The sequence below is a fragment of the Bradyrhizobium paxllaeri genome (assembly GCF_001693515.2).
Lineage (GTDB): Bacteria > Pseudomonadota > Alphaproteobacteria > Rhizobiales > Xanthobacteraceae > Bradyrhizobium > Bradyrhizobium paxllaeri.
Map to the genome: position 1 here is coordinate 8,026,432 of NZ_CP042968.1, position 24,258 is coordinate 8,050,689.

Below are 24,258 nucleotides of genomic sequence, written 5' to 3' on the forward strand. Positions count from 1 at the left end.
CAACAATGACCGTTCGCGCGGGCCGGGAGTTTCTGGCCATCCCGGGACCTACCACCATGCCCGACGAAGTGCTGCAGGCGATGCATCGCCCGGCGCTCGACATCTATTCCAGCCAGATGGTGGAACTGACCGAAAGCCTGCTCGCCGATCTATCAAAACTGTTCGCGACCAAGGGCAAATCCTACATCTATATCGCCAACGGCCATGGCGCGTGGGAGGCCACGCTCTCCAACGTGCTGTCGCGCGGCGACAAGGTGCTGGTGCTGGAAAGCGGGCGCTTTGCGATCGGCTGGGGCCAGGCCGCTGCCGCGATGGGCGCCGAGGTCGAGGTGCTCAAGGGCGACTGGCGGCGTGCGATCCGAGCGGCCGAGGTCGAGGCGCGGCTGAGGCAGGACAAGGATCACACCATCAAGGCGATCGTGGCGGTGCAGGTCGATACGGCTTCCGGCGCCTATAACGACATCGAGGCGATCGGCAAGGCGATCAGATCGACCGGACATCCGGCGCTGTTCATGGTCGACACCGTGGCGTCGCTCGGCTGCATGCCGTTCGAGATGGACAAATGGGGCATCGATGTCGCGATGTCCGGCTCGCAGAAGGGCCTGATGACGCCGCCGGGCTTAGGCTTCGTCGCCGCCAACGAGCGCGCGCTGCAGGTTCACAAGAAGGCCGATCTGCGCACGCCCTATTGGGACTGGACCGAGCGCGAAGGCAGCGAGCACTACCGCAAATATGCCGGCACCGCGCCGGTGCATCTGCTGTTCGCGCTGCGCAAGGCGATCGACATGCTCCATGCCGAGGGGCTGGAGAACGCGCATCTGCGCCATCGCCTGCTCGGCGAAGCGGTGCGCCGCGCGGTTGCGGTGTGGGGCGAGGGCCAGGTGCTCGGCTTCAACATCGCGGAAGCCAATGAGCGCTCCAACACGGTGACGACGGTGACCATGAACGGGCACGATCCCGCCGCGCTGCAGCGCTACTGCAAGGAGAAATGCGGCGTGGTGCTCGGCACCGGAATCGGCGAACTCTCCGGCCAGGCGTTCCGCATCGCCCATATGGGCCATGTGAATGCGCCGATGATTTTGGGCACGCTCGGCGTGGTCGAAGTCGGCCTCAACGCGCTCGGCATTCCCCACGGCAAGGGCGGAACCGAAGCCGCGATCGAATATCTCGGCGAGAACGTCGGGGCGTAAGAGCTGTCGTCCCTGCGAACGCAGGGACCCATAACCACGATTTCACATTGTGAGAGACGCCATCTCCTCGCGTGCCACTTCCGCGGGGCCGCGGCGTATGGGTCCCTGCGTTCGCAGGGACGACAACGTCGTTTTCGTTCCGGAGCCAACTCTCTTTCCCTACACGCATTAGTGCGTATACTGGCATACCAAGCCGGGCGCTGATCCGTGCACGAACAAAGAGTGGGAGTGAGGCGATTGGCGTCCGTTGGTTTGCGCGGCCTGACCAAGCGATTTGGCTCGCTTGCGGTGGTCGATAACGTCTCGCTGAAAATCGACCATGGGCAACTGGTCTGCCTGCTCGGCCCTTCCGGCTGCGGCAAGACCACAACGCTGCGGCTGATTGCGGGCTTCCTCGAACCTTCCGACGGCGAGATCCATGTCGGGGAACGGCTGGTGTCGTCGAAAACGCGCACGCTGCCGCCCGAGCAGCGCAACATGTCGATGATCTTTCAGAGTTACGCGCTGTGGCCGCACATGACGGTGACGGAAAACATCGTCTACGGCCTGCGCCTGCGCAAGCTCGATCGCGACACCATCGCCAAGAAGCTGGCGGCAATCCTGGCCACGACAAAACTCGAGGCGCTGGCGCAGCGTTATCCCGGTGAACTCTCCGGCGGGCAGCAGCAGCGCGTGGCGCTGGCGCGCGCGCTGATCGTCGAGCCGGAGACGCTGTTGCTCGACGAGCCGCTTTCCAATCTCGATGCCAATTTGCGCGAGGAGATGCGGTTCGAGATTCGCCGGCTGCACGACGAATATCGCTACACCACCGTCTATGTCACCCACGACCAGTCCGAGGCCATGACCACGGCCGACCTGATCGCAGTCATGAACGGCGGCCGGGTCGACCAGATCGGTACGCCCGAGGACATTTACGCGCGGCCGGAATCCGAATTCGTCGCGCGCTTCATCGGCGCCAGCAACGTCATCAAGGGCACCGCGCGCGACGCCAACCATGTCGCCTTCGCGGGCGCGACATTGAAGGTCGTCGGCGCGCCGCTCACAGCGGGCCAAGACGCTGTGGTCGCGATACGGCAACACGATATCGGGCTTTCGACGCAGGCGCCGGCTTCAACAGAAAATGCGATCAAGGCGGTCGTTACGCGGCAGGTCTATCTCGGCGCGGCGCGCGACTACATGGTGGAGGTCGCCGACGGCACCAGCTTGCGCGCCACCACGCCGACCGAAACCAATGTGCCGAAAGGCAGCGAGGTCTGGCTGACACTCCCACCCGAGCGCTGCCGGGCGCTCAGCCGATAAACAGGAATAACACGGGAGGACGCGGTGAGGAGACGAAAACTTTCGAGACGCGATATCCTGCAGGGCGCGGCCACGCTTACCGCGGGAAGCGTGTTTGCCACTCCCCTTCGCGCGCAGGCGCCGGAGCCGATCGCGGTGACATCAGCGCTGGTGGAGGCGGCGAAGAAGGAAGGCAAACTGATTTTCTATTCCTCGATGGACCTGCCGGTTGGCGAGAAGCTCGGCAAGGCGTTCGAGGCGGCCTTTCCGGGCATCACCATCCAGATCGAGCGTTCCGGCTCGGAGCGGCTGTTCCAGCGGATCGACCAGGAATTTGCGAGCAACATTCGTGCCGCTGATATCGTCAACTCCTCCGACGCCTCGCATTTCATCAGCTGGAAGAAAAACGGCTGGCTGATGCCGTTCGTGCCGGAGGATGTCGCAAAGCATTTTCCGGAAAATTATCGCGATCCCGACGGCCTGTTCGCGACCTCGCGGGTGTGGCTGTCGTCGATCGCCTACAACACCAATCTGGTGAAGCCGGAGGACGCGCCAAAGAGCTTTGCCGACCTGCTCGATCCCAAATGGGCCGGCAAGATGGTGAAGGGACACCCGGCCTATAGCGGCACCATCATGACCGCAACGTTCCAGATGGTGCGCGAGCTCGGCTGGGAATACATGGAGAAACTGGCGAAGCAGCGCGTGATGCAGGTGCAGTCGTCGACCGATCCGCCGAAGAAGCTGTCGCTCGGCGAGCGCGCCGTGATGGCCGACGGCAACGAATACGGCATCGTGCTTTTGAAGGAGGCCGGCCAGCCCGTAGAGCCGGTGTACCCGACCGAGGGAACGCCGACGATTTCGGGGCCAACCGGCATCTTCAAAACCGCACCGCATCCCAATGCCGCAAAGCTGTTTCAGGCCTGGCTGCATACCCGCGAGACGCAGCAGTTCTTTGTCGACTTCACCGCGCAATATTCGGTTCATGCGCAGGTACAGTCGAAGCCGGGGCGTCGGAAGATCTCCGATATCAAGCTGATGAAGGAGGATGCCGAGGGCGTGGAAAAGATGACGGAAGAAATCAAGACGCGCTATGCGCGGCTGTTCAGGGTTTGAGGATGCTGTTCGCCGGATATACCACCGTCATTCCGGGATGGTCCGAAGGACCAGACCTCAGATGCGCAAATTTGCGCATCGGGGAATCTCGAGATTCCGGGTTCGCGCTAAGGCGCGCCCCGGAATGACGGAGAGAGCATGACCACCATCACCGCCACCGACACTCCCAAACGCCGCATCGACTTCACGCGCCCCGTCCTATGGCTGTTCGCGGCCTTCATGATCGTGCTGATCGTGCTGCCGCTGTCGTGGCTGGTGGTGTTTGCCTTCACCGACAAGGCGCGGCGGCCGACGCTGCAGAATTTCGTCACGCTGTTCACGGATCCCGCATTCCTCGATCCGTTGATGACGACCGCGATCATCGCCACCACGTCGGCAACGATCTGCTGCCTGGTCGCCGCTCCGATCGGCTGGCTGGTGTCGCGCACCGACATGCCGGGGCGGCAGATCATCCGGGCGCTGGTGACGGCTTCTTTCGTCACCCCGCCGTTTCTCGGCGCTGTCGCCTGGGAACTGCTGGCGGCGCCGAACAGCGGCATGCTGAACCAGCTCTATCGCTATCTCACCGGCGCCGAAGATCCCCTGTTCGACATCTATTCGCTGACCGGGCTGATTTTCGTGATCTCCTGCTACACCTTTCCGTTCGTGTTCGTGCTGGTCGCCAACGCGCTCGACAACATGCCGGGCGAACTGGAAGACGCCTCCGCCATTCTCGGCGGCAAGGCCTGGACCACGGCGCGGCGCGTCACGATTCCGCTCGCCCTGCCCGCACTGGTCGCCGGCGCGCTGATCGCGTTCCTGCAGGCGATGACGCTGTTCGGATCGCCCGCAATCCTGGCGCTGCCGGCAGGCTTCCACACCATGACGACGAAAATCTGGAGCCTGTTCCAGTATCCGCCCAAGCTCGAGCTCGCCGCCGCCGCCGCCGTGCCGTTATTGCTGCTGACGATCCTGCTGCTGCAGGGCCAGAAATTCCTGCTCGGCCGCCGCGGTTTTTCCGTGGTCGGCGGCAAATACGGCGCACCGCGGCCGATCGAGATGGGGGTATGGCGCTGGGCGGCGCTGGCGTTCTGCCTCCTCGTGCTGCTCAATCCGGTGTTCCTGCCCTACTTCGCGCTGCTCAACGCGGCGTTTTCGCCGAACGCGACCACGCTGGTGACGCCATCGACGGCCACGCTGCACAATATCGTGTTCGTGTTCACCGAATTGTCGTCGACCCAGCTTGCGCTCAGGAACACGGTGATCCTGGGCGCATCGACAGCGACCGTCGGCACCATCCTCGCGCTCGTGGTCGCCTATGTCACGACCCGCCGCGTGATCGCGACCCATCGCCTGCTCGGCTTTCTCGCCACCGCCCCGGTCGCCGTGCCCGGCATTGTCCTCGGCGTCGGATTATTCCTGAGCTACACGCGGCCGCCTTTCGTGCTCTACGGCACGCTGTGGATCCTGCTGCTGGCGTTCCTCACCATCAATCTTCCTTCTGCCTATCAGCAACTGCAGGCCGCATTCGCCACCATTCACCCCGAGCTGGAAGACGCCAGCCGCATCCTCGGCGCGACGCGGCTGCAGGCGCTGCGCCAGATCACCGCGCCCTTGTTGCGCACCGGCGTGATCGCGACCTGGTGCTTCATCTTCATCGGCGTGATGCGGGAACTATCCGCCGCGATCGTGCTGTTTACCTCGCAGACCAAGGTGCTGTCGGTTTTGATCTACGACCTCAACGAGAGCGGCGACCTCGCCGCGATTGCGGTGCTCGGCATCGCGATGCTGGTGATCACCTTTACGGTGGTGCTGGCGGTGAACCGGATCCCGATGTTCGGGGGCGGCGCCGGGGCGAGGTTAAGGAACAGTTAGAGGTTCGGAGCCGTAGGGTGGGCAAAGGCGCTCTTGCGCCGTGCTCACCATCAAGCATCCCGCAAAAGGAATGGTGGGCACGCTTCGCTTTGCCCACCCTACGGATCGCATCTGGTAATCCGCCACATTCACCCCGATATAAGGCTCAATCATTGAGCCATACGAGGACCGCGTGACCCAAGCCGCCGCCAGAAAAACTGCCCTGTCGCCCCCCGTAGCGCCGAAGCACCCGCATACCTTCACCACACACGGCATCACGGTGACAGACGATTACGCCTGGCTGAAAGACGCCCGCTGGCAGGAAGTGCTGCGCGACCCCTCGATCCTCGATCCGGATATCCGAAAATATCTGGAAGCCGAGAACGACTACACCGAGAGCCTGCTCGGCCACACCGCGCCCTTGCAGAAGAAGCTGGTCGCGGAAATGCGCGGGCGGATCAAGGAAGACGATTCCAGCGTGCCGGCGCCGGACGGCCCGTTCGCTTACTTGCGAAAATTCCGCGAGGGCGGACAGCACGAAATGTTCGGCCGCACGCCGCGCGATGGCGGCGACGTGCAGATCGTTCTCGACGGCGATGCGCTGGCCAAGGATCATGAATATTTCAAGTTCGGCAGCGCGCGGCATTCGCATGACCATCAATTGCAAGCATGGAGCGCCGACACCAAGGGCTCGGAGTATTTTTCGATCCGCGTGCGTGACTGGAGCACAGGCACCGACCGCGACGACCTGATCGAGGAGACCGACGGCGGCATCGTCTGGACCACGGACAGCTTGAGCTTTTTCTACGTCAAGCTCGACGACAATCACCGGCCGATGCAGGTGTGGCGGCACAGGCTCGGCACAAAGCAGGCGGACGACACGCTTGTTTATGAAGAGCAGGATTCCGGCTGGTTCACCCATCTGCATGAAAGTTCCTCGGGCCGCTTTTGCGTCATCGCCGGTGGTGACCACGAGACCTCGGAACAACAGCTGATCGATCTCGCCAACCCCGACGCGCCGACGCGCCTCGTCGCGGCGCGCGAGGAAGGCGTGCAATATTCGATCGCCGATCGCGGCGATGAGCTGTTCATTCTCACCAATGCGGACAACGCCATCGACTTCAAGGTCGTCACCGCGCCGCTCGCCGCGCCCGAACGCGCCAACTGGCGCGACCTGATTCCGTATCGCGAGGGCGTTTACGTGCTCGATGTCGAGCTCTATGCCGACCACATGGTGCGGCTGGAGCGCGCCAATGCGCTGCCGTCGATCATCATCCGGGATCTCAGAACCGGAGAAGAGCACGCCATTGCCTTCGACGAGGCGGCCTACTCGCTGGACACCATGGGCAGCTACGAGTTCGAGACCACGAATTTGCGGTTCTCCTATTCGTCGATGACGACGCCGGCGGAGGTCTATGATTACGACATGGCGACGCGGGCGCGGAGCTTACGCAAGCGGCAGGAGATTCCATCGGGCCATAATCCCGCCGACTACGTCACCACGCGCATCATGGCGACATCGCATGACGGCGCGCAGGTGCCGGTCTCGATCCTTCATCGGAAAGACCTTGTGCGCGACGGCAGCGCGCCGCTGTTGCTGTATGGCTACGGCTCCTACGGCATGGCGATGCCCGCATCCTTTGCCGCCAATCGGCTGTCGCTGGTCGATCGCGGCTTTGTCTATGCGATCGCGCATATCCGCGGCGGCGCGGACAAGGGCTGGGGCTGGTATCTCGACGGCAAACGCGAGAAGAAGACGAACTCGTTCGACGATTTCGCCGCCGCCGGCCGCGCGCTGATCGAGGCAAAGTACACGGGCTCAAAACGCATCGTCGGCCATGGCGGCAGCGCGGGCGGCATGCTGATGGGCGCGGTCGCCAACCGGTCAGGCGAGTTGTTCGCCGGCATCGTCGCGGAAGTGCCGTTCGTCGACGTGCTGAATACGATGCTCGACGACACGCTGCCGTTGACGCCGCCGGAATGGCCGGAATGGGGCAACCCGATCGAGAGCGAGAAAGATTTTCGCACCATTTTGTCCTATTCGCCGTACGACAATCTCGCCGCCAAGGAATATCCGGCGATCCTGGCGATGGGCGGACTGACCGATCCGCGCGTCACCTATTGGGAGCCGGCGAAATGGATCGCGCGGCTGCGCCCGACGATGTCGGGCGGCGGCCCGGTGCTGCTGCGCACCAATATGGGCGCGGGCCATGGCGGCGCATCCGGCCGCTTCAACCGGCTCGATGAAGTCGCGATCGCCTATGCGTTCGCGCTGTGGGCGGTGGGATTGGTGGAGAGCGCGGAGGTCTGAATTGAATCCAATGGACTGAGGATTATCTGGGTACGATCAGACGGGACTTCATTTAGGCACGACGGCGCGTGGCTGGCCACGCGCCCATAGCGACAACACCTGAATCATCACCTCACGGCAACGTGTAGGCCGTCTTCACCGTTGTATAAAATTCGGCGGCATAGCGGCCCTGCTCGCGGGCGCCGAAGCTGGAGCCTTTTCGGCCACCGAACGGCACGTGGTAATCGACGCCGGCGATCGGCAGATTGACCATCACCATGCCGGCTTCGGAATTGCGCTTGTAGTCGCTGGCGTATTTCAGGCTGGTGGTGCAGATGCCGGATGACAGACCGAAATCGGTGTCGTTCGCGGTCGCCAGCGCTTCGGCATAATCCTTGACCCGGATGACCGCGGCCACCGGCCCAAAGATCTCCTCGCGCGCGATCCGCATCTTGTTGCTCACATCGGTGAACAACGCTGGCTGCAGGTAGAAGCCGGGCGCCTCTCGGTTGAGCCGCTCGCCGCCAAAGGCGAGCTTGGCGCCTTCGTCCTTGCCGATGCTGATATATTTGAGATCCTGATCGAGCTGGCTCTGATCGACGACGGGGCCGATATCGGTACCGGCCTTCACCGCGTCATCGACCTTCAGGCCGCGCATCCGCTCGGTCAGGGCCTCGACGAATTTGTCGTGAATGCCTGATGTGACGATCAGCCGCGAGGCGGCGGTGCAGCGCTGGCCGGTGGAAAAGAACGCGCTGTTGGCGGCGCATTCCACGGCGACCTTCAGATCCGCGTCGTCGAGCACGACCAGCGGATTCTTACCGCCCATTTCGAGCTGAAACTTCTTCATCGGTCGCGAGGCGATGCAGGCCGCAGCCACCTTCTGGCCGGTGGCCACCGAGCCGGTGAAGCTGATCGCGGCAACGTCGGGATGCTCAAGCAGGACCGCGCCGACTTCCGAGCCGCGCCCGATCACAAGATTGAGCACGCCCTTGGGCAGGCCGGCGCGATGCAGGATATCGACCAGCGCCCAGGTCGAGCCCGGAACAAGATCTGCCGGCTTGACCACCACAGTATTGCCATAGGCCAAAGCCGGGGCGATCTTCCAGGCCGGAATGGCGATCGGGAAATTCCACGGCGTGATCAGGCCGACAACGCCCAGCGCTTCGCGTGTAATCTCGATGTCGATGCCCGGGCGCACGGAAGCGAGCTTCTCACCGGCCATCCGCAGGCATTCGCCGGCAAAGAACGCAAAGATCTGGCCGGCGCGCGCGACTTCGCCGACGCCTTCCGGCAGCGTCTTGCCTTCCTCGCGCGACAACAGCCGGCCCAGTTCGTCCTTGCGGGCCAGGATTTCGTCCGATGCCTTTTTCAGGATGTCGTAGCGCGCTTGCGGCGTCGATCGCGACCATGCCGGAAACGCCGCTTTGGCAGCCGCAATCGCAGCCTCGGCTTGCGCACGCGTGCCGCGCACGGCTTCGCCGACGATGTCCTTGGTATCGGATGGATTGACGTTCGGCGCGCGAGCGCCATCGGACAACCATTCGCCGTCGATCAGATTGTTGAACATCAGCATGGTGGTCTCTCCACTGTTACATCGTTTTTGCATCCCGCGTCCGGGAATAGAGGGCTATCGTCCGTTGGCCTTGCGCCAAGCAGCAAAATCCTTCGGCGTCTGCTCGTCTGTTGCGGGATAGAGGCCGAGGATCGAGCGACCCTTGCGCACCTCCTCCGTAACAAAATCCTCGAACGCGGTCATCTCGACCGCTTCGTCGGCGATCTCGTCGGCGAGGTGCGCAGGGATCACGATCACGCCGTCGGCATCACCAAGGATGACGTCGCCGGGGAACACCGGCGCGTCGCCGCAGCCGATCGGCACGTTGATCTCGATTGCCTGATGCAGCGTCAGATTGGTCGGCGCGCTGGGCCGGTGGTGATAGGCGGGGAAGCCGAGGGCGGCGATTTCAAACGAGTCGCGAAAACCGCCATCGGTGATCACGCCGGCGCAGCCGCGCTGCATCAGCCGCGTCACCAGGATGGCGCCGGCAGACGCCGCGCGCGCGTCCTTGCGGCTGTCCATCACCAGAACCGCGCCGGGCGGGCAATCCTCCACCGCCTTGCGCTGCGGGTGGCCGCGATCGCGGAACACGTCGATCTTGTTGAGATCCTCGCGCGCCGGCATGTAGCGCAGCGTAAAAGCCTCGCCGACCAGCACCGGCTGGTTCGGGCCGAGCGGATGCACGTCCTGAATCATCTGGATGCGGAAGCCGCGCTTGAACAAGGCGGTGGCGACGGTGGCGGTGGAGACGGTCTTGAGTTTGTTGCGGGTGGCGTCGCTCAGGTTTGTCATTTCATGCATCCCTTTTATTCGTCATTCCGGGATGGTGCGCCAGCACCAGACCCGAAATCTCGAGGTTCTCAGGTGCGCAATTGCGCACCATAGTTCGCTTCGCGCCCCCGGAACGACATCGTGGCTCAAACCGCCCCGTGCGATTCCACATATAGCGCGTAGACCGAGTGGCAGCTCGTCATGTAGAGGCGGTTGTTCTTCGGGCCGCCGAAGGTGAGGTTGGCGCAGCGTTCCGGCAGGCGGATATGGGCGAGCGGCTTGCCAGTGGAGCTGAACACCATCACGCCGTCGAGGTCTTCCGACTTGCCCCTGAGCTGGAACACCTTTCGGCCGCCGACCTCGGTCGGCTCGGATTGCAGCGCGCCGTTGGAGCCCCAGCCGCACCACAGATTACCGTCGCGATCGACGCGAAAACCGTCGATCGCGCCCTGATCCGCGGCGTCGATCAGCTTGGTCTTGTTGCCGACCGTACCGTCATCATTGACGTCAAAGCTCCAGATGCTGCGGTTCGGCGTGCCCTTCCATTCCACGACGTAGAGCTTTTTCTCGTCGGGCGAGAAGGCGAGGCCGTTGGGATTGAAGATATCGGTGATGACAGCGGTAAGCTTGCCATCCTTGGTCAGGCGGTAGACGTTGGTGGTAGCCTGCTCGGGCTTCTCCTTCTTGCCTTCCCACTCGCCGTTGATGCCGAACAGGGGATCGGTGAACCAGATGGTGTCGTCGGATTTCACCACGATGTCGTTCGGCGCGTTCAGCCGCTTGCCCTCGAACTTGTCGGCCAGCACCGTGAGCTTGCCGTCCTTCTCGGTGCGGGTGACACGGCGGGTGACCGAGTGCTCGCAGGTGACGAGCCGGCCCTGACGATCGCGCGCGTTGCCATTGGCGTAGTTGGCGTTGGCGCGGAAGACCGAGGTCTGGTTGGTCTTCTCGTCGAACTTCATGATGCGGTTGTTGGGAATGTCGGAGAACAGGAGATAGCCGCCCTCGGGGAAGTAAGCGGGACCTTCGGCCCAGCGCATGCCGGTCGCGACCTGCTCGACCGTCGAGGAATAGATCCGGTATTTTGCGAAGCTTGGATCGAGGATCTGCACGGCGGGATCGGGATAGCGCTGGTTCGGCGTGAACGGGAACGATTGCGCGCCGGCGGTTCGCGCGAGAACCGTAGAAGCGGCGGCGGCACCGGCGCCCGCGAGCAGATTGCGTCGATTGATGGTCATGGTGGTCCTCCCCTGTGATGCTTTTTGTTTGGCAGTCATTCCGGGGCGAAGCGCCAGCATCGAACCCGGAACGACGGCGGCTAGTAAATCGACGGCTCGCTGACCGGGGCCCCAAATCCGGTCTCCAGAAAATCGAAATCGCAGCCTTCGTTGGCCTGCTTGATGTGGCGGGTGAACATCCAGCCATAGCCGCGCTCGTAGCGCGGCTCCGGCGCCTTCCATTCGGCGCGGCGCTTGGCCAGCTCCGCCTCCGGCACATCGAGGTTGATGGTTCGGGCGTTGACGTCGAGCGTGATCTTGTCGCCGGTGCGCACCAGCGCCAGCGGCCCGCCGACATAGGATTCCGGCGAGACGTGCAGGATGCAGGCGCCGTAGCTGGTGCCGCTCATGCGCGCATCCGACAGCCGCACCATGTCGCGCACGCCCTGCTTCACCAGTTTTGTCGGGATCGGCAACATGCCCCATTCCGGCATGCCGGGGCCGCCCTGCGGGCCGGCGTTGCGCAGGATCAGCACATGGTCGGCAGTGACATCCAGATTCGGATCGTCGATCGCCTTCTTCATCGAGGGATAATCGTCGAACACCAGCGCAGGCCCGGTGTGCTTGAGAAAGCGCGGCTCGCAGGCGCTCGGCTTGATCACGCAGCCATCGGGCGCAAGATTGCCCTTGAGCACAGCCAGCGCGCCCTCAGCATAGATCGGATCCTTCACTGTGCGAATGACGTCGTCATTATAGACCTCGGCGCGGGCGATGTTGTCGCCGAGCGTCTGGCCGGTGACGGTCATGACGTCGAGATGCAGATGCTCCCTGATGCGGCTCATCAGCCCCGGCAGGCCGCCGGCATAGAAGAAGTCCTCCATCAGATATTTGTCGCCGCTCGGCCGCACATTGGCGATCACGGGCACCTTGCGGCTCGCCTTTTCGAAATCGTCGAGCCCGATGTCCTGACCGGCGCGGCGCGCCTGCGCGATCAGATGGATGATCGCATTGGTCGAGCAGCCCATGGCCATCGCGACGGTGATCGCGTTCTCGAACGCCTTTCGGCTCTGAATCGTCTCCGGCGTCAGGTCTTCCCACACCATCTCGACAATGCGGCGGCCGCATTCGGAGGCCATGCGGATGTGGCCGGCATCGGCGGCGGGAATCGAGGACGCGCCCGGCAGCGTCATGCCGATCGATTCCGCAATCGCCGTCATGGTGGACGCCGTGCCCATGGTCATGCAGGTGCCGTAGCTGCGGGCGATCCCGGCTTCGACATCGACCCAATCCTTGTCGGAAATTTTTCCGGCGCGCCGCTCGTCCCAGTATTTCCAGGCGTCGGAGCCCGAGCCCAGCGTCTTGCCCTTCCAGTTGCCGCGCAGCATGGGTCCGGCGGGAAGATAGATCGTCGGCAGGTTCATGCTGGTGGCCCCCAGCAGCAGCCCCGGCGTGGTCTTGTCGCAGCCGCCCATCAACACGACGCCGTCGACGGGATGACCGCGCAGCAACTCCTCGGCGTCCATCGCCAGCATGTTGCGATAGAGCATGGTGGTCGGCTTCAGGAACGATTCCGACAGTGACAGCGCCGGTAATTCCATCGGGAAACCGCCCGCCATCAGGATGCCACGCTTGACGTCGTCGACGCGGCTCTTGAAGTGCATATGGCAGGGCTGCGCGTCCGACCAGGTGTTGAGGATCGCAATGACCGGCCGGCCCTTCCACTCTTCCGGCGCGTAGCCCATCTGCATCGCGCGCGATCTGTGGCCGAAGGCGCGGAGATCGTCGGGGGCGAACCAGCGGGCGCTGCGGAGGTCGGCGGGCTTCTTCTTGCTGCTCATGATTGCGTGCCCCATTTCTGGACGGTGTTGCGCTCGATCGTGCGGAAGATCAGGTTCTCGACAATCAAGCCGATCACGATCACCGTCAACAGGCCGGCGAACACCGCAGGGATGTCCAGGAGATTGCGGTTCTCGAAGATAAACCAGCCGAGACCGCCCTGCCCCGACGACACACCGAACACCAGTTCGGCGGCGATCAGCGTGCGCCAGGCGAATGCCCAGCCGATCTTCAATCCGGTCAGGATCGAGGCGAACGCCGCGGGAATCAGGATGCGGAACACATAGGGAAGCCCGCGCAGGCCGTAATTGCGGCCGACCATGCGCAGCGTGTTCGACACGCTCTTGAAGCCGGAATGGGTATTGAGCGCGACCGGCCACAGCACCGAATGGATCAGCACGAAAACAAGACTGCCATTGCCGAGCCCGAACCAGATCAGCGCCAGCGGCAACAGCGCGATCGCCGGCAGCGGATTGAACATCGCCGTGATGGTTTCGAGGAAATCCGTACCGATCCGGGTCGAGATCGCGAGGATCGTGAAGATCGCCGCCAGCGCGATGCCGGCGGCATAGCCCATGAACAGCACCTTCAGCGACGCCCAGGCACGCAGGGGAATAGTGCCGTCGCGCACCTTCTCGAACATGGTGACGATGGTGTCGTGGAAGGTCGGAAACAGCAGTGGATTGTCGAGGATGGTGCCGTAGGTTTCCCACGCCGCGGCGAGAAAGATGATGATCAGGGATTTGCGGACGAAGCCGTCGTTCCACAACAGTTCCAGCACGGTCAGCTTGCGCTCGACTTCGGCCGGCACCGCCGCCGTCAGATCGGCGGCATCGCGCAGCAGGATTCTTGCTTCACCCATCGCGCGCTCCCTTCAATGTGCCGTAGCGTTGTCGGCGAACAACAGATCGTGGATCTGCTTTTCCAGCCGCGCCGCGCTGCCGTCCTCGCCGTTGACCTTGTCGACGTCGACCACCTCGGCCTTGACCCGGCCGGGATGCGGCGACAGCAGCAGGATGCGGTTGCCGATCTTGATCGCCTCCGCGATCGAATGCGTCACGAACAGAACGGTGAATTTGGTTTCCGCCCAGAGCTGCAGCAATTCGTCCTGGCAAGTGCGCCGCGTCAGCGCGTCGAGCGCGGCGAACGGCTCGTCCATCAGCAGGATATCCGGCTCCATCGCCATGCCGCGCGCGATCGCGACGCGCTGCTTCATGCCGCCCGACAGCGTGTGCGGATAGGCATCGACCACGCGCGTCAGGCTGACCTTCTCAATATAGGCCCGCGCCCGCATCTCCGCGTCCTTGCGCGGCAGTTTTCGCGTCATCAAGAGCGGAAACATCACGTTTTCCAGCACCGTCTTCCACGGCAGCAGCTGGTCGAACTCCTGGAAGATCATCATGCGGTCAGCGCCGGGCTCGGATATTTCGCGGCCCGAAATCCGCATCTTGCCTTCGCTCGGTTTCATGTAGCCGCCGACCGCCTTCAACAGCGTCGACTTGCCGCAACCGGAGGGGCCGAGCAGCACGAAGCGATCGGAACGATCGACCGTGAAGCTGACCCGCTCGGTCGCGGTCACCACCGCGCTCGAAGTCTTGTAGCGCAGCGTTACGTCACTGACATCGAGAAGCGCGGTCATGGCGATCAATTGCCCTTCAGGTCGTGCGCGACCGGCAGGTAGTAGTCGGTCCACGCCTTGGGCATGGTCTTGAGTGTGCCGACCTTGGACAGATGGGCGGCGAACTTCATGGTGCCCTGCGGCTGCAGGTTCCACTCCATCATGCCGGGCTCCTTCAGCCACGCCAACAAATCCTCGACGCTGGTCTTGTCGCCGGTGACCTCCTTGTAGATCTCGACGGCGGCCTTGGTGTCGCTGCGGATCAAATCCTGCGCTTCCTTGGTGGCGTCGCGCACCGCCTGCACGATCTTCGGATTGGCGTCGGCGAATTTGGTCGTGGTGAAGAACTGCGCCTGGCTGAGCGGGCCCCCCATCACGTCGGGCGAGGACAGCACCACATGCGCGCCGGGCACGTTCTTCAGTTCGAGGAAGGTGAACGGCGGGATCGCAAAATGATTGCGTACCTCGTGCTGGGCGTTGGTCATGGCGACGTAGGCGTCGGGATGGCCGAGTTGCACGGTATTGGCGTCGAGCTTCGACCACTGGTCGGCGCCGAACGCTTCGGCGGCTGCGATCTGCAGCACGATCGCCTGGGTCGAGACCTTGACCGTCGGCACCGCGATCTTGTCGTTCGGGCCGAAATCCTTGATCGATTTGATGTGCGGATCGCGGCTGATCAGCGTCATCGGCTGCGCCGAGGTGGCGACGATGCCCTTGACGCCCCCGCGGGTGCGGTCCCAGAGCAGCAGCAGATTGCCGGTTCCGGTATTGAGGATGTCGACGCTGCCGGCGAGCAGCGCATCGGTCTGCGCACCGCCGCCGCTCAGGTTGATCCATTTGGTGGTGACGCCGGGAACGCCGAGAGAGGCCGCATGCTTCTCGATCAGCTTGTGCTTTTCCATGATGTGCGAGGGCATGTAGAAAATGCCCGGCTGCCGCGACAGCGAAATCTCTGACTTCTGCTGCGCCACGGCCTGCGAGCCCGGCAGCATCATGGCGAGGGCCATAGCGGCGCCCGCGCAGGCGCTCCACATCCTGTTTTTCATTGTGCATCTCCTCCGGTCTATCGTTGACGCTGTTGGGGGAGATGCACTAATGTATTAGTGCATCTGTGGCAAGCCCCTTCTGAAACGACCGGCTCGAATGACACCATCGCAAGTCGCTCCCCGCCGCGTTACCCCGCGTTCCGCCGACCGGCTCGACCGCGACCGTCAGGCGGCGCCGCAGGTGTTCGAGCGCCTGCGCGGCATGATCATTTCACTGGAATTGCCGCCGGGATCGCCGCTGTCGCGCGCCGCGCTGGCCGGGCAATTCGGCGTCAGCTCGACGCCGATCCGCGATGCGCTGATGCGGCTCGAGGAGGAAGGGCTGGTCGACGTTTTCCCGCAATACGCCACCGTGGTCAGCCAGGTCGACGTGCGGCTGGCGCAGCAGGCGCATTTCCTGCGCCAGGCGGTCGAGCTCGAAATCGTCCGCATGCTGGCACTGCGCCATGACCCGGCCTTCGTCGCCGAACTCAACGCGACGATCGTCCGCCAGCAGCAATTCGCCAAGGCCGGCGACTTCGAAAAGTTCATGGCGGCCGACAACGAGTTCCACGCCCAGCTCTATGCCGCCACCGACAAGCAGGACATCTGGTCGCTGGTGCGCAGCCGCAGCGGACATATCGACCGCTTGCGCCGGATGCATCTGCCCTCCCCCGGCAAGGCGCAGGATATCGTGCGCCATCACAAGCTGATTGCGAAAGCGATCGAGAGCGGCAAACCCGACGAGGCGCAGAAGCACTTGCGCACCCATTTGTCGGGCACGCTCAGCGAACTCGCCCAGATTCGCGCGCGCTACCCCGAATATCTCAGCAATTGACGGCAAGCGGCCTCGCCGCATGCATTCGCGCCGACGCATCGCGCTCGCTGACAGCTGCGCCTGGCATCTTTCTGCCCGACAACATGCGCATATCGGGAACTTTTTGACGGCGCGGCGGGAACGTCGCTGCCGGGGAACCAGTTGCAGCCATGCGGGGATTCAGCAAAACTCGAATCACCGTGCACATGATTCCAGCAGGGCCCGGAGAACTTTTGCTTTGGCACGAATTTTGGTCGTGGATGACGATGCGGCGGTCCAGATGACCATCCGCCTGTTGCTGGAGCGTGCCGGCCACAGCGTGGTCACGGCGAGCGACGGCCGCAAAGGTCTCGCACTCTGTCAGACCGGAGATTTCGATCTGCTGTTCCTCGACATTTTTATGCCGGGAATGGACGGATTTGAAACCATGCGGATGGTCCGTCAGCATCGGCCGCAAATCCCGATCATCGTCATCTCCGGCCGGCCGCTCGCGTCGGAATCGGACACGGCCCCGGACTTCCTGACCATGGCGACCAAGCTCGGCGCGGTCTCCAGCCTGCAGAAGCCGTTCCGGCCCGCCGACCTCCTGGCAGCGGTCACGGACTGCCTGGAGGCCGCCGGTCGGGACGTGCAGCCACGCCCTGTCGGCGGTGTTGCTTCCTCCCCATAATGCGCCATAGCATCGCTCCAGTCCGGCGATTTGCCGGCCGGAGTGGGAGGACGAACGAGCAGCGACATGACGCTCACAACCAGGCTTGCCATCGCGATGATTGCGTTGGTCGCGATCGCGGTTTCCGCGCTCGGATGGCTGAGCTATCGCAACCTGGAACAGGCGCTCCTGCTGCGCGCCCGCGACCGCATCGAGACGCATTCGCGGCAGCTTGCCACCGACCTCGAATATTACGCGGCCAGTGCGACCGGAGATGTTTCGAGCTTTCGTTCCGCAGCGGCGCTGCACGGATTGATCCGCGCCCGCAAATCGGGAGGCATAGATCCGGTCGATGGCGTCTCCGAAAAGACCTGGCGTGACCGCCTTGCCTCAGATTTCGCGGCCGAACTTGAAGCCAAGCCCGCCTATGCGATGCTTCGGATCATAGGCCTCGATGACGATGGCCGTGAGCTTGTCCGCGTCGATCGCGCGGGACCGAACGACACAGTTCGGATCGTGCCCGAAGAGGGATTGCTGAAGAGAAACACTCGCAGCTACTTCCCGGAAACGATCCGGCTAGGCCCCGGGCAAATCTACGTCTCGCCGCTCGATCTGGGTCGCCGGAACGGACTGATCGAGGCGGTGCACAGGCCGACGCTTCGCATCGCGACGCCGATATTCGCAGACGACGGCAAACTGTTCGGCCTTTTCATGATCAATCTCGACATGCGGCGTGCGTTCGACCGCATCAGGTCGTCGGTATTGCCTGGCGAGACCGTATACGTCGTCAACAAGCAAGGCGACTACCTCATTCATCCCGATCGTTCGCGCGAGTTCGGCGCGTTGCTCGGCAAGCCGAACAACTGGAAAGCCGACTTCCTGCATCTGGCGTCGCAGGCCGGGGCAACGCAAGCGAGCGCTGATATCGTGCCGGATCAAGCCGGGCGGCCGGGCGGAATAGCCTTCGCGCCCGCGCTTCTGGCCGGGGTCGAATGGGCCGGCATCATTGAAACGACGCCTAACTCCGTCATCATGGCGCCGGCCGCGAGCATCAGGAACGCTTCCCTGCTCGTCGGCGGCATTGCGATGTCGGGCGCGGTCGTGCTGGCGCTGCTGGTCGCGAGATCGCTGACCCGCCCGATCGTCCAGTTGACCGAAGCCGTGCAAGGCGTGGCGAGCAACAAGAGGATCGCCATTCCGGTCGAAGCACGCGGCGAGACCGGCGTACTTGCGCGCGCGTTTGCGCAGGCGATCGACGAAGTAAATGCAAAGACCGCCGCTCTCGAACGGGAGGTGCAGGAGCATCGCCGCACCGAGGCAGCGCGCGATCATCACGCTGCGCGCGAGCGCTTGTTCAGCGCGGCGGTCGAATCCTCCAACGACGCCATCATCACGACATCGCTCGACGGCACCATCACCGGCTGGAACTCGGCCGCCGAGCGGCTGTTCGGCTACACCGCTGCGGAAGCCGCGGGCAAGAACCTCACGCTGCTGGTGCCCGTCGACCGGCTGCCCGAGATCCATGACACGTTGCGACGGATCGGCTGGGGCGAGCGCATCGAGCACAATGAGACGGTGCGCCTGCACAAGGACGGAAAACGTATCGAAGTCTCGCTCAGCATTTCCCCGATCAAGTCGCCCTCGGGAGCGATTATCGGCATCTCGAAGGTGGTGCGTGACATCACCGAAACCAACGCGACCAGACAGGCACTGCGGCAACAGACCGAAGAGCTTCGCCGTGTTTTCGAGACCTCGCAGGATCTGATCATGGTGATGGATTCCCGAGGGCGTCTGGTTCAGATCAGCCCGAGCTGCGAGGCGATATTGGGTTACCGGCCGGAGGAAATGATCGGCCGCAGCGGGGAGGACTTCATCCATCCCGACCATCTCGAGAACTCGCGGCGGGAAATGCGCGATGCGCGGCGCGGCAAGCGTCCGAAGCTTTCCGACACCCGCTGCTTTCACAAGAGCGGACGAGAGGTGTGGCTGTCATGGCTCGGGACATGGTCCGAGCCGGTCAAGCGCTTCTTCTTCGTCGGTCGCGACATGACCGAGAGCCGGCTGGCGCAGGAGGCGCTGCGCGAAAGCGAGCAGCTTGCCCGCGGCATCGTCGACACGGCACTCGACGCCTTCGTCCAGGTCGATGAGCAGGGCTTCATCCGCGACTGGAATGCGCAGGCCGAAAATATCTTCGGCTGGCCGCGCGATGAAGCGTTCGGCAAGAATGTGTTCGACCTGATGGGCCAGCGGGACGGGCAAGGCCCGCTCAAGAAAGCCCTGCAAGCCTTCCTGCTTTCCGGCAGTGAGGCGGTCCGTCAGCCGCGGCGCGAACTTCAGATCAGGCGGAGGGATGGTAAGGAGATCACGGTGGAGCTGAGCATCGCCGCGCTGAGGACGCGCGGCGGCTTCGTATTCAACGCATTCATCCGCGACCTCACCGACAAGATCGCCGCCGAAGACAGGATCCGGCAGGCCGAGAAAATGGAGGCGATGGGACAGCTCACCGGCGGCATCGCGCACGACTTCAACAACATCCTGACGGTGATCACGGGAACGATCGAAATTCTCGCGGATGCCGTCAAGGGTGAACCGCAGCTTGCCGCCATCACGCGAATGATCGACGAGGCGGCCTCGCGCGGTGCCGACCTCACCCAGCACCTGCTCGCCTTTGCGCGCAAGCAGCCGCTCGAACCCAAGGTAACCGACGTCAACACGCTGATCATCGACACCGCGAAGCTGCTGCAGCGAACGCTCGGCGAACATGTCGAGATCGAATCCGTGTTCGAAGACGAGACGTGCCCGGCGATCGTCGATCCCAATCAGCTCGCCACCGCGATTCTCAATCTGGCCCTCAACGCCCGCGACGCCATGCCCGATGGCGGCAAGCTGATCATCGAGACCGGCTTCGTCATGCTCGACGAGAATTATGCGAGGATGCACAGCGACGTCCGGCCGGGACGCTACGCCATGATCGCGGTGAGCGATACCGGCACCGGCATCCCGGCCGCGATGCTCGACAAGGTATTCAATCCGTTTTTCACCTCAAAGGGACCCGGCAAGGGCACCGGCCTTGGGCTCAGCATGGTGTACGGCTTCGTCAAGCAATCGGCCGGCCACATCATGATCTACAGCGAAGAGGGCCACGGCACGACGATCAAGATGTACCTGCCGCCGGCCATGGGCACTTTGCCGGCGGCCGAAGCAACGCTGGCGCCGGCCGTCGAGGGCGGCCACGAGACAATCCTGGTGGTGGAAGACGACAAGCTGGTGCGCGACTATGTGCTGACGCAACTGCACTCGCTCGGCTACGTCACGCTGGATGCGGCGAACGCCACGGAAGCTCTCGCGCTCGTCCACACCGGCCACGCCTTCGACCTTCTGTTCACCGACGTGATCATGCCCGGCATAAACGGCCGCCAGCTCGCCAACGAGATATTGAAGGTGAGGCCCGAGCTGAAGGTATTGTTCACGTCGGGCTACACCGAGAACGCCATCATTCACCACGGCCGGCTGGATGAAGGCGTGCTGCTGCTCGCCAAGCCGTATCGGAAATCCGACATGGCGATCATGATCCGGAAAGCGCTCGCCGACTGAACGCAGCCCGCGCAGATCTGCGCCGGGTACAGCGTTTGTCTGCGATCAGGCCACGGCGCCCGCGATCAGACCTGGCCCTGACGCTGCGTGGTCATCACGATGCGGACCAGGTCTGCGGCATTCCGCGCGCCAAGCTTCTTCATGATATTGGCGCGGTGATCCTCGATCGTGCGCGGGCTGATCCCGAGATGCCGCCCGGCTTCCTTGTTGGATGCGCCGGCGGTGAACTGCTCCAGCACCTCGCGCTCGCGCCGCGTGAGCGGCTCGCGTCCCGGAAAATGCAGGGTCGCAATCCGCGACGGGGCGTTTTGTGCCTGCCGGCGAGCGTAGGCCTCGATCGCCTCATCGAGCCTTGCCACGATTTCGCTGCCACGAAACGGCTTCTCGATGAAATCCAGCGCGCCGTTCTTGATGGCGCTCACCGCCATGGCGATATCGCCCTGCCCTGAGATCATGAAGATCGGCGCAGGATAGTCCTCGCCATGCAGCTCTCTCAGAATGTCGAGACCGGACTTACCGGGGATATGCACATCGAGCAGGATGCAGGCTGGCGTTCGCGTTCGTGCAATCGCCAGCAGTGCAGCGCCGTCGGCGAAACAGATGACCTGATAGCCGCCTGCCGTCAGGACCATCGAAAGTGTGTCGCGAACGGCAGGGTCGTCATCGACTACGAAAATCTCCCCACGGGAGGGGGCCTTCTCAGCCATGTTCCATCGTCCATGCGTGGTTGAATGTGACTCACACTCGGATAACGGTATTCAACACCATACCGGACCGTATTTGTACGGGACCACGGCTTAACGCACAAGTAGCAACGCACGCCTAAAAAAGTAACCAAGGAGTGCACTCATGCAAAACGCGGCGGGCGACGGTGTTGCACAGGCGCCCCATGACCCCAGGGATACATCGCCCGGCAGCCCCGAGAGTTCCATCGACCTCATCGTCCTCGACGACATATCTCCCCGCTACATGAAGGCCGCCGCGGTGCAGGCCTGCGACGTCAATCCTGGCATCGCCCTGCGTTCCCTGCTCGCTTCCGGCGCGGACGATCCATCCGCCGCCAGCCTGCCGGCGCTTGCGGTCGTCGGGACGTAAGGCGACACGGCGCCCTCCTGCGATGTTCCCTCGCCGCAAATTTTCTTCCCAACTTTCCCGCGCCGTTAACCACCTGCTGCGATCGCTGCCTGGTGTCCGGCATGCCATCGGCGCACCGTCCGACCCGGATGCCGCCACGACGATGGAGAAGCTCGACGCGGCGCTCAACAATATGAGCCACGGCCTTTGCATGTTCGGGCCGGACAACCCGACTGCTGCCTATCTGATCGGCCGGCGGGAACCGATCGCACCTTAGGCTTCCGCTTCCGCCTTTGACGAAGCGCCCGATTTTTTCTTGCCGTGCTTGCCGCGCAGGAAGCGAATGTCCATTTCCGTGCCGTTGACGCGAACAAGCTCGCAGCGGCGATAGGCAAGACCGGTCGAGGACAACAGCAGGAAGAACTCCTTGAGATTGAGGCCTTGAATGGAGCCTTCCACGGTCAGCGTGGCGTCGGTGTCCGAGATCGCGTTGAGCTGGCAATCCCGGCGCCAGGTGCCGTCGATCGCCATGAGGCAGACGTCATAGCCCCGGCTGAACGTGACCCTCTCCGCGCCCTTGCCGTCTTCCGTCATCGCTCACCGTCCCGCCATCGCGGCGATTTTTGGTATCGACACGCCGGCCTGCGGGGAAGCCGCCCGCGCACCGCTCGGCCGATAGAGGCCACGCTTGTCCGGGAACGGCTTGAAGACATCGGTCAGGCCAACGACCGTTTCCGCAGCGCCCAGCACCAGGAAGCCATCGCCTTCCATCGCCTTGGCGAGACGGCCGAAGATATTGATCTTGGTTTCCTGATCGAAATAGATCAGCACGTTGCGGCAGAAGATGATGTCGAAATTGCCGAGCAGGGAGAAGTCGTGCAGCAGATTGAGCTGGCGATGCTGCACCATGCCGCGCAACTCCGGGCTGATCTGCCACAATTCGCCGTTCTGCTTGAAATATTTGACGAGCAGCTGAATCGGAAGACCGCGCTGGACCTCGAACTGGCTGTAGATGCCCGACTTCGATTTCTCCAGCACTTCCTGCGACAGGTCGGTGGCGATGATCTCGGTCCGCCAGCCGGCAAGCGCCGGGCCCATTTCCTTCAGCGCCATCGCGAGCGAATACGGCTCCTGACCGGTCGAGCCGGCGGCGCACCATATCCTGATGCTCTTGCGGGCGGCGCGCGCCTTCAACATCTCCGGCACGATCGTATCGCGGAAATGCTCGAACGGAATCTTGTCGCGGAAGAAGAAGGTCTCGTTGGTGGTCATGGCTTCGACCACCTGGGCGATGATCGTCGAAGACCCGCCCTTCATTTTCAGCACGAGTTCGCCGATTCCAGCCACGCCGCATTTGCGCGACAGCGGAAGCAGGCGGCTTTCGATCAGATACTGCTTGTCTGCGGAAAGATCGAGACCGGAATGATCCTTCAAGAGCTTACGCAGATACTCATAGTCTGGCGGGTTCACGGGTAGCCTCTCAAGCGCAAGCGGATAAGGATCAGATCGAGTTCTGGTCGGTCAGTTCGACCAAGCCGACTTCCTGGAACTTCGCGGTGACGATGTCCTTGTCGAACGGCTTCATGATGTATTCGTTGGCGCCGGCATGCAGCGCGCGCGAAATATGGTCCATGCCGTTCTCGGTGGTGCAGAATACCACCTTGGGCACGTCGCCGCCGGGCAAGCGGCGCAGATGGCCGAGGAATTCGTAGCCGTCCATGACAGGCATATTCCAGTCGAGCAGAACCGCTTCCGGCATCGCGCGCTTGCAGGCTTCCAGCGCCTGCTCGCCGTCTTCGGCTTCGATGATCTGAAAGTCCATTTCTTCCAGGATGCGGCGCGCGATCTTGCGCACCACGCTGGAATCGTCGACGACAAGACAGGTTTTCATGTTGGCCTCCTTGCTTGATGCGCGGCGTTACGCTGCGAGGGCTGCTTTCGGCACGATTTCGAGAACGCGATCGACGTCGAGGACGACCATGAGCTGGCCGTCGAGGCGGTGCACGCCGCCGGCGAGCTTGGCGAAGCGCGGATCGAGGTTGACGGGGTTTTCCTCGCGGCTGGCGTCAGGCAGCCGGAGCACCTCGCCGATCTGGTCAATTAGAAGCCCGTAGGACTCGCCCCTGAGGTCGACGCCGACCGCCATCGGCGGCTTGCCGTCGTCGTTCTTGGGCAGTCCGAGCCGGGCGCGCATGTCGACCACGGTGACGATGCGGCCGCGCAAATTGAGCACGCCGGCGATCTCCGCGGAGGCCAGCGGCACCCGCGTCAGCCGCTCCGGCATGAACACGTCCTGCACCCGCGAGATCGGCAGGCCGAACAATTGGCCCCCGATCACGGCGGTGACGTATTCGGCCACGGTGCCCTCGATGGTGTCGGTCTTGGTTGTCATGGT

At 63.2% G+C, this 24,258-nt stretch carries 22 protein-coding genes; 10 read left to right on the forward strand and 12 right to left on the reverse strand.

Going from position 1 to position 24,258, the window contains the following annotated elements; genetic code table 11:
* Nucleotides 1–5 precede the first annotated feature (5 nt).
* The 5 genes from LMTR21_RS38325 to LMTR21_RS38345 all read left to right on the forward strand — a co-directional run bounded on the left by LMTR21_RS38325 (nucleotide 6) and on the right by LMTR21_RS38345 (nucleotide 7,725).
* On the forward strand, nucleotides 6–1,190 hold the full coding sequence (locus tag LMTR21_RS38325; protein ID WP_065752399.1) for a pyridoxal-phosphate-dependent aminotransferase family protein: 1,185 nt from the start codon (nucleotides 6–8) through the stop codon (nucleotides 1,188–1,190).
* A 228-nt stretch (nucleotides 1,191–1,418) separates the two neighbouring features.
* A complete protein-coding gene (locus LMTR21_RS38330) occupies nucleotides 1,419–2,489 on the forward strand; it encodes an ABC transporter ATP-binding protein (RefSeq protein WP_246174989.1) in 1,071 nt (356 codons plus the stop codon).
* A 24-nt stretch (nucleotides 2,490–2,513) separates the two neighbouring features.
* The gene (locus LMTR21_RS38335) at nucleotides 2,514–3,581 is read left to right on the forward strand and encodes an ABC transporter substrate-binding protein (protein WP_065752401.1); all 1,068 of its coding nucleotides are present in this window, start codon (nucleotides 2,514–2,516) and stop codon (nucleotides 3,579–3,581) included.
* Nucleotides 3,582–3,719: 138 nt separating this feature from the next.
* Nucleotides 3,720–5,435, forward strand: coding sequence for an ABC transporter permease (locus tag LMTR21_RS38340; protein WP_065752402.1), 1,716 nt, complete (start codon nucleotides 3,720–3,722; stop codon nucleotides 5,433–5,435).
* 172 nt (nucleotides 5,436–5,607) lie between these two features.
* Entirely contained in the window at nucleotides 5,608–7,725 is a 2,118-nt protein-coding gene (locus LMTR21_RS38345; RefSeq protein ID WP_065752403.1) for a S9 family peptidase, read from the forward strand.
* Between the two features lie 112 nt (nucleotides 7,726–7,837).
* Here LMTR21_RS38345 and LMTR21_RS38350 read toward each other — a convergent pair whose 3' ends face one another.
* The 7 genes from LMTR21_RS38350 to LMTR21_RS38380 all read right to left on the reverse strand — a co-directional run bounded on the left by LMTR21_RS38350 (nucleotide 7,838) and on the right by LMTR21_RS38380 (nucleotide 15,738).
* Nucleotides 7,838–9,280: an aldehyde dehydrogenase family protein gene (locus LMTR21_RS38350; RefSeq protein ID WP_065752404.1), complete on the reverse strand. Its 1,443-nt coding sequence runs from the start codon at nucleotides 9,278–9,280 to the stop codon at nucleotides 7,838–7,840.
* Nucleotides 9,281–9,334: 54 nt separating this feature from the next.
* A complete protein-coding gene (locus LMTR21_RS38355) occupies nucleotides 9,335–10,054 on the reverse strand; it encodes a ribonuclease activity regulator RraA (protein WP_065752429.1) in 720 nt (239 codons plus the stop codon).
* Nucleotides 10,055–10,179: 125 nt separating this feature from the next.
* On the reverse strand, nucleotides 10,180–11,271 hold the full coding sequence (locus LMTR21_RS38360; protein WP_065752405.1) for an SMP-30/gluconolactonase/LRE family protein: 1,092 nt from the start codon (nucleotides 11,269–11,271) through the stop codon (nucleotides 10,180–10,182).
* 80 nt (nucleotides 11,272–11,351) lie between these two features.
* Entirely contained in the window at nucleotides 11,352–13,088 is a 1,737-nt protein-coding gene (gene araD / locus LMTR21_RS38365; protein ID WP_065752406.1) for an L-arabinonate dehydratase, read from the reverse strand.
* The gene (locus tag LMTR21_RS38370) at nucleotides 13,085–13,948 is read right to left on the reverse strand and encodes an ABC transporter permease (protein WP_057838918.1); all 864 of its coding nucleotides are present in this window, start codon (nucleotides 13,946–13,948) and stop codon (nucleotides 13,085–13,087) included. Before LMTR21_RS38370 ends, araD begins: the two co-directional genes overlap by 4 nt.
* Before the next feature lie 12 nt (nucleotides 13,949–13,960).
* Nucleotides 13,961–14,725 (reverse strand): ABC transporter ATP-binding protein, encoded by a 765-nt coding sequence (locus LMTR21_RS38375; protein ID WP_065752407.1) that lies wholly within the window; start codon nucleotides 14,723–14,725, stop codon nucleotides 13,961–13,963.
* A gap of 5 nt (nucleotides 14,726–14,730) precedes the next feature.
* Nucleotides 14,731–15,738 carry an ABC transporter substrate-binding protein gene (locus LMTR21_RS38380; protein ID WP_065752408.1) on the reverse strand — a complete coding sequence of 336 codons (1,008 nt, stop codon included), beginning with the start codon at nucleotides 15,736–15,738 and terminating at the stop codon, nucleotides 14,731–14,733.
* Between the two features lie 109 nt (nucleotides 15,739–15,847).
* On the opposite strand from LMTR21_RS38380, the gene LMTR21_RS38385 reads away from it, so the two are divergent.
* From LMTR21_RS38385 to LMTR21_RS38395, 3 genes are all read left to right on the forward strand, one after another.
* The gene (locus LMTR21_RS38385) at nucleotides 15,848–16,567 is read left to right on the forward strand and encodes a GntR family transcriptional regulator (protein ID WP_065752409.1); all 720 of its coding nucleotides are present in this window, start codon (nucleotides 15,848–15,850) and stop codon (nucleotides 16,565–16,567) included.
* Between the two features lie 217 nt (nucleotides 16,568–16,784).
* Nucleotides 16,785–17,216, forward strand: a complete 432-nt coding sequence (locus tag LMTR21_RS38390; RefSeq protein ID WP_065752410.1) for a response regulator — start codon at nucleotides 16,785–16,787, stop codon at nucleotides 17,214–17,216.
* Between the two features lie 66 nt (nucleotides 17,217–17,282).
* Nucleotides 17,283–20,789 (forward strand): PAS domain S-box protein, encoded by a 3,507-nt coding sequence (locus LMTR21_RS38395; protein WP_065752411.1) that lies wholly within the window; start codon nucleotides 17,283–17,285, stop codon nucleotides 20,787–20,789.
* Between the two features lie 65 nt (nucleotides 20,790–20,854).
* On the opposite strand, the gene LMTR21_RS38400 is transcribed toward LMTR21_RS38395, so the two are convergent.
* Entirely contained in the window at nucleotides 20,855–21,496 is a 642-nt protein-coding gene (locus LMTR21_RS38400; RefSeq protein WP_065752412.1) for a response regulator transcription factor, read from the reverse strand.
* Between the two features lie 142 nt (nucleotides 21,497–21,638).
* On the opposite strand from LMTR21_RS38400, the gene LMTR21_RS38405 reads away from it, so the two are divergent.
* Both LMTR21_RS38405 and LMTR21_RS38410 read left to right on the forward strand, forming a co-directional pair.
* Nucleotides 21,639–21,884 carry a hypothetical protein gene (locus LMTR21_RS38405; RefSeq protein ID WP_065752413.1) on the forward strand — a complete coding sequence of 82 codons (246 nt, stop codon included), beginning with the start codon at nucleotides 21,639–21,641 and terminating at the stop codon, nucleotides 21,882–21,884.
* A gap of 22 nt (nucleotides 21,885–21,906) precedes the next feature.
* On the forward strand, nucleotides 21,907–22,140 hold the full coding sequence (locus LMTR21_RS38410) for a hypothetical protein (RefSeq protein ID WP_141688249.1): 234 nt from the start codon (nucleotides 21,907–21,909) through the stop codon (nucleotides 22,138–22,140).
* Here LMTR21_RS38410 and LMTR21_RS38415 read toward each other — a convergent pair.
* Genes LMTR21_RS38415 through LMTR21_RS38430 form a run of 4 tightly spaced genes read right to left on the reverse strand, consistent with a single transcriptional unit; the run spans nucleotide 22,137 to nucleotide 24,255 of the window.
* Nucleotides 22,137–22,457 carry a hypothetical protein gene (locus LMTR21_RS38415; RefSeq protein ID WP_057860317.1) on the reverse strand — a complete coding sequence of 107 codons (321 nt, stop codon included), beginning with the start codon at nucleotides 22,455–22,457 and terminating at the stop codon, nucleotides 22,137–22,139. The genes LMTR21_RS38410 and LMTR21_RS38415 overlap by 4 nt on opposite strands.
* 3 nt (nucleotides 22,458–22,460) lie before the next feature.
* Nucleotides 22,461–23,333 carry a CheR family methyltransferase gene (locus LMTR21_RS38420; protein ID WP_065752414.1) on the reverse strand — a complete coding sequence of 291 codons (873 nt, stop codon included), beginning with the start codon at nucleotides 23,331–23,333 and terminating at the stop codon, nucleotides 22,461–22,463.
* Nucleotides 23,334–23,364: 31 nt separating this feature from the next.
* On the reverse strand, nucleotides 23,365–23,754 hold the full coding sequence (locus LMTR21_RS38425; RefSeq protein WP_065752415.1) for a response regulator: 390 nt from the start codon (nucleotides 23,752–23,754) through the stop codon (nucleotides 23,365–23,367).
* A 27-nt stretch (nucleotides 23,755–23,781) separates the two neighbouring features.
* Nucleotides 23,782–24,255, reverse strand: coding sequence for a chemotaxis protein CheW (locus LMTR21_RS38430; RefSeq protein WP_065752416.1), 474 nt, complete (start codon nucleotides 24,253–24,255; stop codon nucleotides 23,782–23,784).
* Nucleotides 24,256–24,258: the final 3 nt, after the last annotated feature.

Coding starts and splice junctions, on each gene's coding strand:
- LMTR21_RS38325 (WP_065752399.1), top strand. CDS start 6: ATGACCGTTCGCGCGGGCCGGGAGTTTCTGGCCATCCCGGGACCTACC.
- LMTR21_RS38340 (WP_065752402.1), top strand. CDS start 3,720: ATGACCACCATCACCGCCACCGACACTCCCAAACGCCGCATCGACTTC.
- LMTR21_RS38350 (WP_065752404.1), bottom strand. CDS start 9,280: ATGCTGATGTTCAACAATCTGATCGACGGCGAATGGTTGTCCGATGGC.
- LMTR21_RS38355 (WP_065752429.1), bottom strand. CDS start 10,054: ATGACAAACCTGAGCGACGCCACCCGCAACAAACTCAAGACCGTCTCC.
- LMTR21_RS38360 (WP_065752405.1), bottom strand. CDS start 11,271: ATGACCATCAATCGACGCAATCTGCTCGCGGGCGCCGGTGCCGCCGCC.
- araD (WP_065752406.1), bottom strand. CDS start 13,088: ATGAGCAGCAAGAAGAAGCCCGCCGACCTCCGCAGCGCCCGCTGGTTC.
- LMTR21_RS38370 (WP_057838918.1), bottom strand. CDS start 13,948: ATGGGTGAAGCAAGAATCCTGCTGCGCGATGCCGCCGATCTGACGGCG.
- LMTR21_RS38375 (WP_065752407.1), bottom strand. CDS start 14,725: ATGACCGCGCTTCTCGATGTCAGTGACGTAACGCTGCGCTACAAGACT.
- LMTR21_RS38380 (WP_065752408.1), bottom strand. CDS start 15,738: ATGTGGAGCGCCTGCGCGGGCGCCGCTATGGCCCTCGCCATGATGCTG.
- LMTR21_RS38385 (WP_065752409.1), top strand. CDS start 15,848: ATGACACCATCGCAAGTCGCTCCCCGCCGCGTTACCCCGCGTTCCGCC.
- LMTR21_RS38395 (WP_065752411.1), top strand. CDS start 17,283: ATGACGCTCACAACCAGGCTTGCCATCGCGATGATTGCGTTGGTCGCG.
- LMTR21_RS38400 (WP_065752412.1), bottom strand. CDS start 21,496: ATGGCTGAGAAGGCCCCCTCCCGTGGGGAGATTTTCGTAGTCGATGAC.
- LMTR21_RS38405 (WP_065752413.1), top strand. CDS start 21,639: ATGCAAAACGCGGCGGGCGACGGTGTTGCACAGGCGCCCCATGACCCC.
- LMTR21_RS38410 (WP_141688249.1), top strand. CDS start 21,907: ATGTTCCCTCGCCGCAAATTTTCTTCCCAACTTTCCCGCGCCGTTAAC.
- LMTR21_RS38415 (WP_057860317.1), bottom strand. CDS start 22,457: ATGACGGAAGACGGCAAGGGCGCGGAGAGGGTCACGTTCAGCCGGGGC.
- LMTR21_RS38425 (WP_065752415.1), bottom strand. CDS start 23,754: ATGAAAACCTGTCTTGTCGTCGACGATTCCAGCGTGGTGCGCAAGATC.
- LMTR21_RS38430 (WP_065752416.1), bottom strand. CDS start 24,255: ATGACAACCAAGACCGACACCATCGAGGGCACCGTGGCCGAATACGTC.